14 protein-coding genes are annotated in these 12,816 nt (G+C 68.9%); 10 read left to right on the forward strand and 4 right to left on the reverse strand.

The features are described from left to right. Positions 1-39: 39 nt before the first annotated feature. The 3 genes from Q8N19_RS05750 to Q8N19_RS05760 are packed head-to-tail and all read left to right on the forward strand — an operon-like array spanning position 40 to position 1,897. Positions 40-471 (forward strand): hypothetical protein, encoded by a 432-nt coding sequence (locus tag Q8N19_RS05750; RefSeq protein ID WP_305588633.1) that lies wholly within the window; start codon positions 40-42, stop codon positions 469-471. Positions 472-527: 56 nt separating this feature from the next. Then, positions 528-908, forward strand: coding sequence for a fluoride efflux transporter CrcB (crcB, locus tag Q8N19_RS05755; RefSeq protein WP_305588634.1), 381 nt, complete (start codon positions 528-530; stop codon positions 906-908). Beyond that, complete coding sequence (locus tag Q8N19_RS05760) at positions 908-1,897, forward strand: RluA family pseudouridine synthase (protein ID WP_305588635.1); 990 nt, start codon at positions 908-910, stop codon at positions 1,895-1,897. The genes crcB and Q8N19_RS05760 overlap by 1 nt, the downstream gene beginning before the upstream one ends. On the opposite strand, the gene Q8N19_RS05765 is transcribed toward Q8N19_RS05760, so the two are convergent. After that, the gene (locus tag Q8N19_RS05765; RefSeq protein ID WP_305588636.1) at positions 1,894-3,138 is read right to left on the reverse strand and encodes a DUF1501 domain-containing protein; all 1,245 of its coding nucleotides are present in this window, start codon (positions 3,136-3,138) and stop codon (positions 1,894-1,896) included. The genes Q8N19_RS05760 and Q8N19_RS05765 overlap by 4 nt on opposite strands. After that, a complete protein-coding gene (locus Q8N19_RS05770) occupies positions 3,135-4,544 on the reverse strand; it encodes a DUF1800 family protein (protein WP_305588637.1) in 1,410 nt (469 codons plus the stop codon). The genes Q8N19_RS05765 and Q8N19_RS05770 overlap by 4 nt, the downstream gene beginning before the upstream one ends. Positions 4,545-4,627: 83 nt before the next feature. On the opposite strand from Q8N19_RS05770, the gene Q8N19_RS05775 reads away from it, so the two are divergent. The 4 genes from Q8N19_RS05775 to Q8N19_RS05790 all read left to right on the forward strand — a co-directional run bounded on the left by Q8N19_RS05775 (position 4,628) and on the right by Q8N19_RS05790 (position 8,725). Further along, on the forward strand, positions 4,628-5,359 hold the full coding sequence (locus Q8N19_RS05775; protein ID WP_305588638.1) for an ATP12 family chaperone protein: 732 nt from the start codon (positions 4,628-4,630) through the stop codon (positions 5,357-5,359). A gap of 123 nt (positions 5,360-5,482) precedes the next feature. Further along, positions 5,483-6,979 carry an acyl-CoA carboxylase subunit beta gene (locus Q8N19_RS05780; RefSeq protein WP_371133795.1) on the forward strand — a complete coding sequence of 499 codons (1,497 nt, stop codon included), beginning with the start codon at positions 5,483-5,485 and terminating at the stop codon, positions 6,977-6,979. Positions 6,980-7,080: 101 nt separating this feature from the next. Then, positions 7,081-7,887, forward strand: a complete 807-nt coding sequence (locus Q8N19_RS05785) for a BON domain-containing protein (protein ID WP_305588640.1) — start codon at positions 7,081-7,083, stop codon at positions 7,885-7,887. A gap of 43 nt (positions 7,888-7,930) precedes the next feature. Beyond that, positions 7,931-8,725 carry an aminoglycoside phosphotransferase family protein gene (locus Q8N19_RS05790; RefSeq protein ID WP_305588641.1) on the forward strand — a complete coding sequence of 265 codons (795 nt, stop codon included), beginning with the start codon at positions 7,931-7,933 and terminating at the stop codon, positions 8,723-8,725. On the opposite strand, the gene msrB is transcribed toward Q8N19_RS05790, so the two are convergent. Further along, positions 8,722-9,213, reverse strand: a complete 492-nt coding sequence (gene msrB, locus Q8N19_RS05795) for a peptide-methionine (R)-S-oxide reductase MsrB (RefSeq protein ID WP_305588642.1) — start codon at positions 9,211-9,213, stop codon at positions 8,722-8,724. The two genes, Q8N19_RS05790 and msrB, sit on opposite strands and share 4 nt — an antisense overlap. Positions 9,214-9,290: 77 nt before the next feature. Between msrB and Q8N19_RS05800 the strand changes: the two genes are divergently transcribed. The 3 genes from Q8N19_RS05800 to Q8N19_RS05810 all read left to right on the forward strand — a co-directional run bounded on the left by Q8N19_RS05800 (position 9,291) and on the right by Q8N19_RS05810 (position 12,048). Continuing rightward, complete coding sequence (locus Q8N19_RS05800; protein ID WP_305588643.1) at positions 9,291-9,611, forward strand: heavy metal-binding domain-containing protein; 321 nt, start codon at positions 9,291-9,293, stop codon at positions 9,609-9,611. Positions 9,612-9,622: 11 nt separating this feature from the next. Further along, complete coding sequence (locus Q8N19_RS05805) at positions 9,623-11,602, forward strand: acetyl/propionyl/methylcrotonyl-CoA carboxylase subunit alpha (protein ID WP_305588644.1); 1,980 nt, start codon at positions 9,623-9,625, stop codon at positions 11,600-11,602. 83 nt (positions 11,603-11,685) lie between these two features. Beyond that, positions 11,686-12,048, forward strand: coding sequence for a PRC-barrel domain-containing protein (locus Q8N19_RS05810; protein WP_305588645.1), 363 nt, complete (start codon positions 11,686-11,688; stop codon positions 12,046-12,048). 8 nt (positions 12,049-12,056) lie between these two features. Here Q8N19_RS05810 and lipB read toward each other — a convergent pair whose 3' ends face one another. Beyond that, a complete protein-coding gene (gene lipB, locus Q8N19_RS05815; RefSeq protein ID WP_305588646.1) occupies positions 12,057-12,788 on the reverse strand; it encodes a lipoyl(octanoyl) transferase LipB in 732 nt (243 codons plus the stop codon). Positions 12,789-12,816: the final 28 nt, after the last annotated feature.

A 12,816-nucleotide genomic window follows, 5' to 3' on the forward strand; every position in this document is an offset into this window, starting at 1 on the left:
GCCTGTCTGTCTGTCTGCGCCGTCCTCGGCGGGTGCGCCATGGCCGCCTCACCCTATGGCCCCGCCTATGGTCCCCGGGGGGCGGGCTATTCGGAATACCAGATCGAGCCCGGACGCTTCCGCGTCACCTACCAGGGCGGGCCAGGCGCGCCCCCGCAACAGGTGGCCGACTATGCGCTGCTGCGCGCAGCCGAGCTCACCCTCGCCCAAGGCTACGACTGGTTCCAGATCACCGATCGCGCCACATCCGGGCGGCCGGGCGGCGGTCCCCGCCTGTCGCTGGGCACGGGCGGTGGGTCCTATGGCGGCCGGACCGCTATCGGGGTCGGAGTCGGCACCAGCATGTCCCTGGGGGGCGGACCTTCGGCGATCCAGAGCCTGGAAGTGGTGATGGGCCGCGGCCAGCGTCCGCCGGACCCCAACGCCTACGAGGCCCGCGGGGTTCAGGAGACCCTGCGACCCCGCGTCTGACCCTTGTACGCCAATCGGCGCTTGGCGGGATCGAGGCTCCGCTTGCATAAGGGGCCATGGAAAAGCTCTTTCTGGTCGCCCTCGGCGGCGGGGTCGGCGCGGTGGCGCGCTACCTGCTGGGCGTGGTCAGCCTAAACCGGCTTGGCATGTCCTGGCCGGCCGGAACCTTCATCGCCAACGTCTCCGGCGGCCTGCTGATGGGCCTGCTGGTGGGCTGGCTCGCGCTGAGGGGCGGCGGCGACCAGGAACGCCTGCGGCTGCTGCTGGGCGTTGGCCTGCTCGGCGGCTTCACCACCTTTTCAGCCTTTTCCCTGGAGACCGTCCTGATGATCGAGCGCCGCGCCTATGGCGAGGCCCTGGGCTATGTGCTGGTCTCGGTGGTCCTTTCAATCGCCGCCCTGTTCGCCGGGCTGATGTTCATGCGCAGGTTCGCCTGATGCGTGAGGTCCGCAACATGGTGGTCGATCCCGCCGAGGGCGGGGTGCGTCTGGACCGCTGGTTCCGCCGGCGCTGGCCCCACCTGACCCAGGGACAGCTGCACAAGCTGATCCGCTCGGGCCAGGTCCGCATCGATGGCGCCCGCGCCAAGCCCGACACCCGGCTGGAAGGCGGCGAGACCGTCCGCGTGCCGCCCCTGCCGGACGCACCGGCCAAGGGCGACAGCCGCAAGGCCGTCGAGCTGCATCCCCGGGACGTCGCCTTCGTGAAGGGGCTCGTCATCTATGAGGACGAGGAGGTTCTGGTCCTCAACAAACCTTCGGGCCTGGCCGTTCAGGGCGGCACCAAGACCAACAGCCATGTGGACCGTCTGCTGGGCGCCTGGGGCGAAGGGCTGTCGCGGCCGAGGCTTGTCCACCGCCTGGACAGGGATACTTCCGGCGTCCTCGTCCTGGGCAAGACCCCCTCGGCGGCGGCCAAGCTGGCCGGCGCCTTTGCAAGGCGCAAGGCGCAGAAGACCTACTGGGCCCTGGTCATGGGCAATCCGCGTCCCACCGAAGGCGTGTTGGACCTGCCCCTGATCAAGCGCGGCGTTGGCGACCGTGAGATGATCGTGCCGGCTGAGAAGGGCGACAAGGAGGCTGATCCGGCCGAGACCGAATTCGTGACCATCAGCCGGGCTGGCCCCCGGGCCGCCTGGATGGCCCTGCGCCCCCACACCGGCCGGACGCACCAGCTGCGCGCCCATATGAAGGCCATGGGCCACCCGATCCTGGGGGATCCCAAGTATGGCGACGAGGCCTCGGCACAGCTGTCGGGTCAGCTCAAGCTGCAGCTTCACGCCAGGCGTCTGACCCTGCCTCACCCCTCCAGCGGCATGCTGATCCTTGAGGCGCCCCTGAGCCCGGAGATGAAGGCAGGCTTCGCCCGCTTCGGCTTTGACGAGCACGAGGCCGACCCCGAGCCCTTCGGCCGCAAGCGGCGCTAGACGAGGCCGAGGATCGGCGCCGCCGCGGCGCTATCGGGGAAGATGGTAGTGTCCAGCGCCCGGCGATCAACGCCCATATGGTCGGCCAGGACGCCCTTGAACAGGCTGCGCAGGTCGGTGGTCGGGGTGAGGTCGCGGTTCTCGAACAGGCGGGCCTCGTGCAGGCCAGGCCAGTCGCCGATGATCCCGCCGGGCTTCAGGCCGCCGCCCAGCACCAGGGCCGTTGAAGCGGTCCCATGGTCGGTGCCCAGCGTGCCGTTGATCCTTGCGGTGCGGCCAAACTCCGTCACCACCAGCACCATCGTGTCGCGCCAGCTGCCGCCGAGGCCCGCCTCAAGACCGCCGACCAGGGCGTCCACATAGGCCAGGCGTCGTGTCAGCGCCCCGGCCTGATTGGCGTGGGTGTCGAAGCCGTCCAGAGAGATGGCGACCGTGTCGGCGCCGGTCTCCTCTCCCATGAAGCCGGCCACGGCGGCGCCCAGGCGGCCGGCGGCGTCGGGGCTGTCGCCCTGCAGGGTGCGGCTCAGGCGGGCGGCGTTGGACGCCTCGGGCGTATCGGCGGTGTCTGCCGCAAGCCTTGCGAGGTTGGCCTGGGCCAGGACCTCGGTCTTCAGGCCCCGGGCGAGGGCGGGACCGAGGAGGGGATCGTCGGCATAGAGGTCCTGGACCAGCATGGGCAGCCGCGCCGCCGTCTCCACGGCCCGCCCGGGGGACCAGGACGAGGTCGCCACCTGGCCGCGCAACACCAGGGGCGCCACGGGCCCTACGGAGAGGCCCTCCACGGGCGCGCCACGCCCCAGGCTGGCCATGGCCCGGTTCAGCCAGCCCGAGCTCACATCGTCGCCGGCCGCGGCCTCCAGGCGGTCCTGCGCCTCGAAGTGGGAGCGGCCGGCCGCCGGCATGGCCACGGCTGGGGCGAACCGCCCCTGGCCCGCGCCGATCAGCCGGTGAACGATCTTCAGCTCCGGATGCAGGCCAAAGTCGCCGTCCAGGGGCAGGGCCGCGTCGGTGATGGCCAGCTCTCGGCGCAGGGCCGCGTAGGCGCCATCGCCCACCGGAGGGGTGATCGACAGGCCGTCGGCCGCCCCGCGCAGGATCACCAGCACGAACTTCCGACGCTGTGGGGCCGCCAGGGCGCTGGAGCCCCACATCTGCAGGCCAAGGCCAAGGCCGGCTCCGGCCGCCAGCAGCCGGCGCCGGGACAGGGGCGGGGAAGCGAAGATCGGGGCGGAGGCGGTCATCGGCGCTGAAACTCCGGGCTCATCAGCAGGAGGGCGAGGCCTTCGCCGCGGGATTCCGCGCGGGCCACCGCCGTGGCGGTCGCTGGCGAAAGCCGGGCGCCCAGGGCCTCGACGGCGATGTTCGACGGATCGGCGGCGCCTATGGCGCGGGGGGCGTAGTCCTGCGTCCAGACCAGCCGCTTGATGACTCCGTCCGGCGTCGCCCAGGCCGCCGCCTCGTCAGGCCAGCCCTCCGGCGAGGGCGCGTAGAAGGGACGGTGACCCATGGCGGTCAGCATGGTGAGATCGGCCGGTCTGCGGGGCGCGTCGCCTACCGCCCGCCAGCTGGAGATCATGAACTCATAGGGCGTCTTGAACTTGGCCGGCTCGGGCGCCCAGGCCTCCGGCGCCGTGATCAGGGCGGCCGCCACCTGGTCCAGGGCGCCGTCGGTGTCCCGCCAGGCCGCCTCAAGTCGCGCCACCAGGGCCGGCGGAGGATCATCAGCCACGAAGTGGCGAGCGATCTTGGCGGAGATGAACTGGGCGGTCTGCGGCCGGGCGGCCAGGTCTTTCAGGATGGCCAGGGCCTGGGCCTCGCCCTCGACCTCATAGACGACGCCCATGACCGACCGCGGCCCCGGCTGATGGGCGATCTGGCGGAAATAGGTCTCGCCCACCTCCTCGGCCGGGGCGTTGAAGCCGCGGAAGGTCAGGCCGGTGAGCGCCCGGGCGAATTCGGTGACATCGGCCTGGGTGTAGCCCCCGTTCACCCCGACCGTGTGCAGCTCCAGGATTTCCCGGGCCAGGTTCTCATTGAGGCCGACCTGCCGCTGGGCGGCCTTGCCCCTGGCCATTCGCTGGGCCAGCGGACTGTCGGGGCCCACCGACCCGTTCTGGTCCAGATAGAGCAGCATGGCCGGATGGGTTTCTGCGGCTGCCAGCAGGTCTGCGAACCTGCCGAACACATGGGGGCGGATGGCGGCGGCCTCATAGGGGCCGATGGTGGCCGTTCGCACGAAATTGCCGGCCCCGACGCTGAAATGGTTGGCCCAGAACAGCGCCCAGCGCTCGGCGAATCCAGCATCGGTGGTGGCCCCCCGCGCGGCCCGTTCAAGGACGTCGGCGGCGATCTGATCGCGCAGGACCGTGCGGGCGGCGTTGACCTCTGGCTGCAGGTCGCGGGCCTTGCGATCCTGCTGCCGGTTGGCTTTCAGGAAGGCCGCCTGCGCCTGTCGGAAATTCTGCAGGGCCTCGGCGCGCTCTAGGGGCAGGGCGCGGATCTGACCTGAAGCGGCCTTGCGCCTCGTCTGCGCCAGCAGAAAACCCTGCGGATCGCCCTGCGCTGCGGCGATCTCGTCGGGCCGCGCGCCCAGGCCAAAACGGGTCGCGGCGATTGCGGCCTGGAGATCACGGTCTGGCAGGGCCATAAGGCGCCTCCTTGCGCGCGGTGGGGCGATCCCCCATTCCACGATTATCCGCCCCATCTCCGTCGCACGCCATGGAGTCGAATTTGAGACGTGGTTTTCAAGAGGCCTCAGACCGGCCCCGTCGATTCTACAAGACTGTGTCCGTCGCCGAGGCTGAAGGCGGCCATGCCATTCTGCTGGACGAGCGCCAGGTCCGCGGACCGAGAGGCGGCCGGCTGGTCACCCCGACCCGGGCCCTGGCCGAGCTGATCGCCAAGGAATGGGAGGGGCAGGGCGAAGTCCTGGATGTGGCCGGCATGCACGCCACACGCCTGGCCAACACAGCCATCGACTCCATCCCGCAGGCCCGCGCGGCCACCGCCCAGTCCGTGGCCGATTACGCCAGCTCAGACCTGCTCTGCTATTTCGCCGAGGAGCCCGAGGCCCTGGTGGCCCGCCAGACCGCCCACTGGGAGCCGGTGCTGCAGCGGGCCGAAGGGGAGCTGGGTCTCGCCTTCGTCCGGGCCGCCGGAATTATCCACAGGCCGCAGCCCGAACCCACCCTGGTCAAGGTCCGCGACTTGGCCTCCTCACTGGATGATTTCCGCCTGGCTGGGGTCGCCTTCGGCGCCTCCCTCTATGGCTCGGCCGTCCTGGCGCTCGCCCTGCAACGGGGCTGGCTGGACGGGGCTCAGGCGCTGACCCTCTCGCGCCTGGACGAGATCTTTCAGGAAGAGGCCTGGGGGATTGATGAGGAGGCGGCCGAACGGGTCGCGCGCCTGTCGGTGGAGTCGGCCATGCTGGACGCCTGGTTCCGCGCCCTGGACGCCGCGTAAGGGCGAATTCTGCTGACGCCGCGTGAACTTGCGCGGCTTCGCGGCGCCCATTACGCCTGAGCCCGACAGTGGCCTTCAGGGACGGGACGCAGCGTGAAGCAGATCCTCAAGCAGCTCGAAACCATGCGGGAAACCGCCCGCCAGGGCGGCGGCGCCCGGCGGATCGAAGCCCAGCACGCCAAGGGCAAGCTGACGGCCCGCGAGCGGGTCGACCTGCTGCTGGATGAAGGCTCCTTCGAGGAGTTCGACATGTTCGTCGAGCACCGGGCCACCGACTTCGGCATGGCCGAACAGAAGGTTCCGGGCGACGGCGTGGTCACCGGCTGGGGCACGATCAACGGCCGCACCGTCTTCGTCTTCTCCAAGGATTTCACGGTCTTCGGCGGATCTCTGTCCAGCGCGCATGCGCAGAAGATCCTCAAGGTTCAGCGCCAGGCCCTGAAGATGGGCGCCCCGATCATCGGCCTGTTCGACGCCGGCGGCGCCCGCATCCAGGAGGGCGTGGATTCGCTCGCCGGCTATGCCGACATCTTCCTGGAGAACACCCTGGCTTCGGGCGTCATCCCGCAGATCGCCGTAATCATGGGCCCCTGCGCCGGGGGCGATGTCTACTCGCCGGCCATCATGGACTTCATCTTCATGGTGAAGGACACGAGCTACATGTACGTGACCGGCCCCGACGTGGTGAAGACGGTCACCCACGAGGACGTCACCCATGAGGACCTGGGCGGCTACCGGGTCCACGCCATGAAGTCCGGCGTCGCTGACGGCGCCTTCGAGAACGACCTGGAGGCGATGACCCAGGTCCGCCGCCTGGTGGACTTCCTGCCCACCTCGAACCGCGAGCGCCCGCCGGTGCGGGTGAGCTTCGATGAGGCGGAGCGGGAGGAGCCGAGCCTTGACACCCTGGTCCCGGCCAACCCCAACAAGCCCTACGACATGAAGGAGCTGATCCTGAAGGTCGTGGACGAGGCCGATTTCTTCGAGATTTCGCCGGACTTCGCCAAGAACATCATCTGCGGCTTCGCCCGCATGGACGGCCAGCCGGTCGGCATAGTCGCCAACCAGCCGCAGGTGCTGGCCGGCGTTCTGGACATCGACGCCAGCCGCAAGGCCGCCCGCTTCGTGCGCTTCTGCGACGCCTTCGAGATCCCGCTGGTGACCTTCGTCGACGTGCCGGGCTTCATGCCGGGCACCCGCCAGGAGCAGGGCGGGCTGATCCGCCACGGCGCCAAGCTCCTGTTCGCCTATGCCGAGGCCACGGTGCCGAAGATCACCATTATCACCCGCAAGGCCTATGGCGGCGCCTATGACGTCATGAGCTCCAAGCACATCCGCGGTGACCTGAACTATGCCTGGCCCACCGCCGAGATCGCGGTGATGGGCTCCAAGGGGGCGGTGGAGATCATCTTCCGCAACCAGACGCCCGAGGAGCTGGTCGCCCGTGAGGCGGAGTACAAGGAGCGGTTCGCCAACCCGTTCGTGGCCGCAGCCCGCGGCTATATCGACGACGTCATCATGCCCCACGGCACCCGGCGCCGGATTGTCCGCGGCCTGCGCTCCCTCAAGGGCAAAACCCTGTCCAACCCCTGGAAGAAACACGATAATATCCCGCTCTGAGGCGTCTGCCGTCCGGCGGCGTCGCGGAACAAGCTCGCCCCTGAACCCGTTGTCTTTGGAGAGCGCTGAAGCGCACCCAGTCAAAAACGGGAGAACCAGCCATGGCCGACAGGTGGACCGAAGACCAGGAATATGAGCGCATTCGTGCGATGCGCGGCGACCAGGATCGTCGCTCGGGCGGCTATGGGCAGCGGGATGATGAGGCTCGCAGCTTTTCCCCGCAGCAGCCCGCTCGCGGCCCTGTGTTCGGGGAGCGCGAGAGCGGCGCAGCCTATGGCCGCGACGCTGAAGTACGGACCATGTCCCGCGAGATCAGAGCCCAGCCCGACCGCGACCGGATTTATGGCGAAGGCTATTTTGGTCAGGAAGGCTACGCCATGGAGCAGGGCGGTTTCGGCGGACCGGCGGCGCCCCAACGGGCCTCGACCCGCGACGCCTATGCCCGAGTTTATGGCGGACACGAACGGCGCATCGATCGCGGTGACGACCGCGGCTTCTGGGACCGAACCACCGATGAGGTCGCCTCCTGGTTCGGAGACGAAGAGGCCGAACGCCGCCGCGACCGTGATCAGGCGCGCAGCCATCGCGGACGCGGCCCCAAGGGCTATGTGCGGCCCGACGACCGCATCAGCGACGACGTCCATCATCGCCTGACCGACGATCCCTGGATCGACGCCTCGGAGATCCAGGTCCAGGTGAAGGACGGCGAGGTGACCCTGAGCGGCACGGTCGACGACCGCCGCGCCAAGCACCGGGCCGAACACTGCGTCGAGGATATTCACGGGGTGAAGCACGTGCAGAACAATCTGCGGGTCCAGCCCCGGGTCGATCAGGGCTCCGTGACCGGCCAGCCGGCGCGCATGGCCACCAACACCACCCTCGCCAAGGTCACCGACGGCGAGGAATAGCCCGCGATTGCGCCGGACGCGGCCGCCGGCCTAGGCTGGCCGCATGGGCGATGATCTGAAGGATTTCGAACCCTGGCTCGCCCTCTGGACCCTCGTTCCAGAGGGCGATGTCATGTCCATGCCCGTGACCCGCTCGCGCCTGCTGCCGGTGAGAGCAGGGGATAAGGCCGCCATGCTGAAACTGGCTCACAGCGCCGACGAGCGGCGGGGCGGGAGCATCATGGCGTGGTGGGGCGGGGCAGGGGCTGCCCCTATATTGGCCGCCCAGGACGACGCGCTGCTGATGGTACGCGCCTCAGGCGGCGCACTGGTCCCGATGGTCCAGGCTGGATGGGACGAGGCGGCCACCGCGATCCTTTGCGAGGTGGTCGCCAGGCTGCACGCGTCGCGCGGTTCAGCCCCGCCGACGGCGCCGCCCTTGGATAAACTGTTCGACGCCCTGATCCAGTCGGCAGACCCGAGCCTGGGCCGGGCGCGCGACCTCGCAATGGCCTTGCTGCGGTCCCCCCGCGACCTGGTGCTCCTGCACGGGGACATACACCACGGCAATGTGCTGGACTTCGGCGCCCTGGGCTGGCTCGCCATCGATCCCTGGGGGCTGGTGGGCGAGCGCGCCTATGACTACGCCAACATCTTTCCCAATCCAGACCTGGCCTCGGTGACCCCCGACCGCGTCGCCGCGCGTCTCACGCAGATCGCGCAGGCTGCAGATCTGGAGCCGGCCCGCCTAAGAAGCTGGGCCCACGCCCACGCCGGACTATCGGCCGCCTGGCATGCCCAGGATGGCACTGACCCGGCGACGGCCAGGGCCATGCTCGCCATCCTGGAGGCCGGTTAGCCCGCTCGCAGGTGGGCGTTGTCGCCGCGGCCCAGGGGATCGCGCAGGGGCTCGCCGTCGCCAACGAATTCCAGGGACACCGAATTGATGCAATAGCGCAGGCCCGTCGGCGGCGGACCGTCGGGGAAGACGTGACCCTGGTGGCTGTCGCACCGGGCGCAGCGGGTCTCGACCCGGACCATGCCATAGCTCACATCGCGCACGCCGATGACGTGGGCCTCGTTCATCGGGGCGAAGAAGCTCGGCCAGCCCGTGCCGCTCTCGAACTTGGTGTGTGCGCGAAACAGGGGCAGGCCACAAAGGCGGCAGCAATAGACGCCGTCCTCCTTGTTATCGAGCAGGCCGCCGCAGAAGGGCGCTTCCGTCCCGTGGCGAAGGAGGACATCTGCCTCTTCGAGCGTCAGGTCGCCTTCCAGGGTCTTGCGTTCCGCAAGGTCGGGGGGCGTCAGATCAAAAGTCGTCACGGGGGACTCGGCTGGCTTGGTCATGTGAGCCAATCTAAGGTCGCCCCCGACGGATCGGAAGGACCCCCTGTCAAATGGGGGCGATGTCGGAGAGCCCAGGAATGATCACCGCCACCACCCCGAGCATCGCCGAGCGCGAGATCGCCAGGACCCTTGGGGTCGTCACCGGGGAGGCGATCATTGGCGCCCATATCTTCCGGGACATCTTCGCTGGCATCACCAACATCATCGGCGGCCGCGCCGGGGGATATGAGAAGGCCCTGGGCGAGGCGCGGGCCATCGCCCTGCGCGAAATGTGCGCCGAGGCCAGCGGCCTGGGCGCCGACGCTGTGGTCGGCGTCGACCTGGACTACGAGACCCTGGGGGCCGAGAACGGGATGCTGATGGTCAGCGCCTCGGGTACGGCGGTGAAGCTGCGTTGAGTTCGGTGACCATGTTTTCCAAGATTCTGATCGCCAACCGGGGCGAAATCGCTGTTCGCATCATCAAGACCTGCCGCCGGATGGGGATCGCCACGGTGGTGGTCTATTCCGAGGCCGACGCCGACTCCATGGCTGTGGAGATGGCCGACGAGGCGGTCTTCATCGGTCCGGCTCCGGCCTCCGAAAGCTATCTGGTGGCCGACAAGATCGTTGCGGCCTGCCGCGAGACCGGGGCCGAGGCCGTCCATCCGGGCTTCGGCTTCCTGTCTGAAAACGCAGGCTTCGCGAGGCGGCTGGCCGAGGAGGGCATCGTCTTCATCGGGCCGAACCCTGAGGCCATCGCGGCCATGGGCGACAAGATCGAAAGCAAGAAGGCCGCGGGCCGCGCCGGCGTCTCCACCGTGCCGGGCCATGTGGGCGAAATCTCCGACACCGCCCACGCCGTCCAGATCGCCGAGGAGATCGGCTATCCGGTGATGATCAAGGCCTCGGCCGGCGGCGGCGGCAAGGGCATCCGGGTCGCCTGGACCCGCCAGGACGTCGAAGAGGGTTTCCCCGCCGTGCAGGCGGAGGCCAAGTCCAGCTTCGGCGACGACCGGATCTTCATCGAGAAGTTCATCGAGAGCCCTCGCCATATCGAGATCCAGGTGCTGGGCGACAAGCACGGCCACGTCGTCCACCTGTTCGAGCGGGAATGTTCGATCCAGCGGCGCAACCAGAAGGTCATCGAGGAGGCGCCCAGCCCGCTTCTGGACGAGGCCACCCGCAAGGCCATGGGGGACCAGGCCATCGCGCTGGCCAAGGCGGTCGGCTACGACAGCGCCGGCACCGTCGAGTTCGTCGCCGGCCAGGACCGCAGCTTCTTCTTCCTGGAGATGAACACCCGCCTGCAGGTGGAGCATCCGGTCACCGAGCTGATCACCGGGGTGGACCTGGTGGAGCAGATGATCCGCTCGGCCGCCGGCGAGCCGCTCGCCTTCACGCAGGACGACCTGAAGATCAACGGCTGGGCGATCGAAAGCCGCATCTATGCCGAGGATCCCTATCGCGGCTTCCTGCCCTCCATCGGCCGGCTGGTTCGCTATCGTCCGCCGCAGGAATCCGAGGCCGCCGGGCTGACCGTGCGCAACGACGCCGGCGTCCGCGAGGGCGACGAGATCTCGATGTTCTACGACCCGATGATCTCCAAGCTGTCGACCTGGGCGCCGACCCGTCTGGCCGCCATCGACGCCATGGGCGAAGCTCTCGAGACCTTCCATATCGAGGGCCTCGGCCACAACATCCCCTTCCTGGTGGCGGTGATGGACGAGGACCGCTTCCGGTCGGGCCAGCTGTCCACCAGCTATATCAAGGACGAGTTCCCCGAGGGCTTCCACGGGGCGATCCCCACGCCCCGCCAGACCGACATCCAGATCGCCGCGGCCTGCGCCATGCATCAGGTGATGAGCGAGCGCGCCTGGCCCGGCCGGGGCCGTCACGACTGGGTCGTCAATCTGGGCGGCGCCGATCATCCGGTGCGCCTGAGCCTGGACGGCGACACGGTCAGCGTGGAGCTGCCCGAGGCTGGTCGCCGGCTGGTGCTGTCGGACATCGACTGGCGTCCAGGCCAGCCGGTCTTCGCCGCGACCCTGGATGGGGCGCGATTCAGCGTCCAAGTGCGTCCGGCGGCCGAGGGCTTTGTCATCCGCCACCGGGCCGCCGAGGCGCGGGTTCTGGTGCTGACGCCGGTCTCGGCCCTGCTGCACAAGCGCCTGCCGGCCAAGCAGGCCGCCGACACCGCCAAGCTGGTGCTCTCGCCCATGCCAGGTCTTGTCGTCAGCCTCAGCGTGGTGGAGGGCCAGGAGGTGAAGGCCGGCGAGGTGGTGGCCATCATTGAGGCCATGAAGATGCAGAACATCATCCGCGCTGAGCGCGACGGGACAGTGAAGTTGGTCGGCCCCAAGGCCGGCGACTCGGTGGCCGCCGACGAGGTGCTGGCCGAGTTCGCCTGACCGACGATCCCCAGCTTCGCCGTCGGAACAGAGGCCCCTGTGGGGGGTTCCCTTGAGGCAATCCACCTCAAGAGGAGCCTGACATGGCAAACGATCCCGCCGACCGCACCGACATGCGCCTGATCGCCGCCGACAAGGTCGAAGGCGTCAGCGTCTACAACCCCCAGGGCGAGAAGCTGGGCACGGTGGAGAACATCTTCATCGACAAGCGCTCCGGCCAGGCCGAATTCGCCACCATGGCCTTTGGCGGCCTGCTGGGCATGGGCGAAAAGCACTATCCGCTCCCCTGGTCGGTCCTGACCTATGACACCGAACAGGACGGCTTCGTCGTCGCCCTCGAGAAGGACACCCTTGAAGGCGCGCCGGGCTACGACAAGGCCCGTTTCAGCGACGGCGACTACGGCTGGCGCGATGAGGTGACCGGCTACTACGGCGCCACCGCCTAGCCTTGAACTCAGGGGAGGGTCGGGGGTTCGACCTCCGCGCTCGCCCCGAAGACGGATTCGAAGCCGACGCGCAGCGCCGCGTCGGCTTCATCCATGGTCACGGGCAGGCCCAGGTCCACCAGGCTGGTCACCCCATGCTCGGTGACGCCGCACGGGACGATCCCGGCGAAGTGGCCAAGGTCGGGTTCGACGTTCAGGGCGATGCCGTGGAACGACACCCACCGGCGCAGCTTGACCCCTATGGCGGCGATCTTGTCCTCCTGCGGCGGAAAGCCAGGCGTGTTGCGCTCCACCCAGACCCCGACGCGTCCGGGGCGTATGGCCCCCTCGATGTTGAAGCGCCCCAGCGACTCGATCACCCAGGCTTCCAGCGCCGCCACGAAGGCCCGCACATCGCGGCGCCGGGCGGTGAGGTCCAGCATCACATAGGCCACCCGCTGGCCTGGGCCGTGATAGGTGAACTGGCCGCCGCGGCCGCTCTGAAAGACCGGGAACCGGTCAGGCGTCAGCAGGTCGGCCGGCTTGGCGGACACGCCCGCCGTATAGAGCGGCGGATGTTCCAGCAGCCAGACCAGCTCGCCGGCCCGGCCCTCGGCGATGGCGGCGGCGCGGGCCTCCATGACGCCCACGGCGGCCTCATAGTCCACAAGCCCTTGAGACACCGCCCAGCCGACGGCTGCGCCATCCTGACGCTGAAACTTTATCTGCGGGGGCTCGGGATTTAACGCGTGGTCAAGCATGGCAAGGGCAATGTGGGGGCTTAAGCCG

This window comes from Phenylobacterium sp., from assembly GCF_030693405.1.
In the GTDB taxonomy this organism is placed as follows: domain Bacteria; phylum Pseudomonadota; class Alphaproteobacteria; order Caulobacterales; family Caulobacteraceae; genus Phenylobacterium.

Bases quoted from the DNA above. Each gene is read 5' to 3' on its own strand.
- Q8N19_RS05750 (WP_305588633.1), top strand. From the start codon at position 40: ATGGCCGCCTCACCCTATGGCCCCGCCTATGGTCCCCGGGGGGCGGGC.
- crcB (WP_305588634.1), top strand. From the start codon at position 528: ATGGAAAAGCTCTTTCTGGTCGCCCTCGGCGGCGGGGTCGGCGCGGTG.
- Q8N19_RS05760 (WP_305588635.1), top strand. From the start codon at position 908: ATGCGTGAGGTCCGCAACATGGTGGTCGATCCCGCCGAGGGCGGGGTG.
- Q8N19_RS05765 (WP_305588636.1), bottom strand. From the start codon at position 3,138: ATGACCGCCTCCGCCCCGATCTTCGCTTCCCCGCCCCTGTCCCGGCGC.
- Q8N19_RS05770 (WP_305588637.1), bottom strand. From the start codon at position 4,544: ATGGCCCTGCCAGACCGTGATCTCCAGGCCGCAATCGCCGCGACCCGT.
- Q8N19_RS05780 (WP_371133795.1), top strand. From the start codon at position 5,483: ATGCGGGAAACCGCCCGCCAGGGCGGCGGCGCCCGGCGGATCGAAGCC.
- Q8N19_RS05785 (WP_305588640.1), top strand. From the start codon at position 7,081: ATGGCCGACAGGTGGACCGAAGACCAGGAATATGAGCGCATTCGTGCG.
- Q8N19_RS05790 (WP_305588641.1), top strand. From the start codon at position 7,931: ATGGGCGATGATCTGAAGGATTTCGAACCCTGGCTCGCCCTCTGGACC.
- msrB (WP_305588642.1), bottom strand. From the start codon at position 9,213: ATGACCAAGCCAGCCGAGTCCCCCGTGACGACTTTTGATCTGACGCCC.
- Q8N19_RS05800 (WP_305588643.1), top strand. From the start codon at position 9,291: ATGATCACCGCCACCACCCCGAGCATCGCCGAGCGCGAGATCGCCAGG.
- Q8N19_RS05805 (WP_305588644.1), top strand. From the start codon at position 9,623: ATGTTTTCCAAGATTCTGATCGCCAACCGGGGCGAAATCGCTGTTCGC.
- Q8N19_RS05810 (WP_305588645.1), top strand. From the start codon at position 11,686: ATGGCAAACGATCCCGCCGACCGCACCGACATGCGCCTGATCGCCGCC.
- lipB (WP_305588646.1), bottom strand. From the start codon at position 12,788: ATGCTTGACCACGCGTTAAATCCCGAGCCCCCGCAGATAAAGTTTCAG.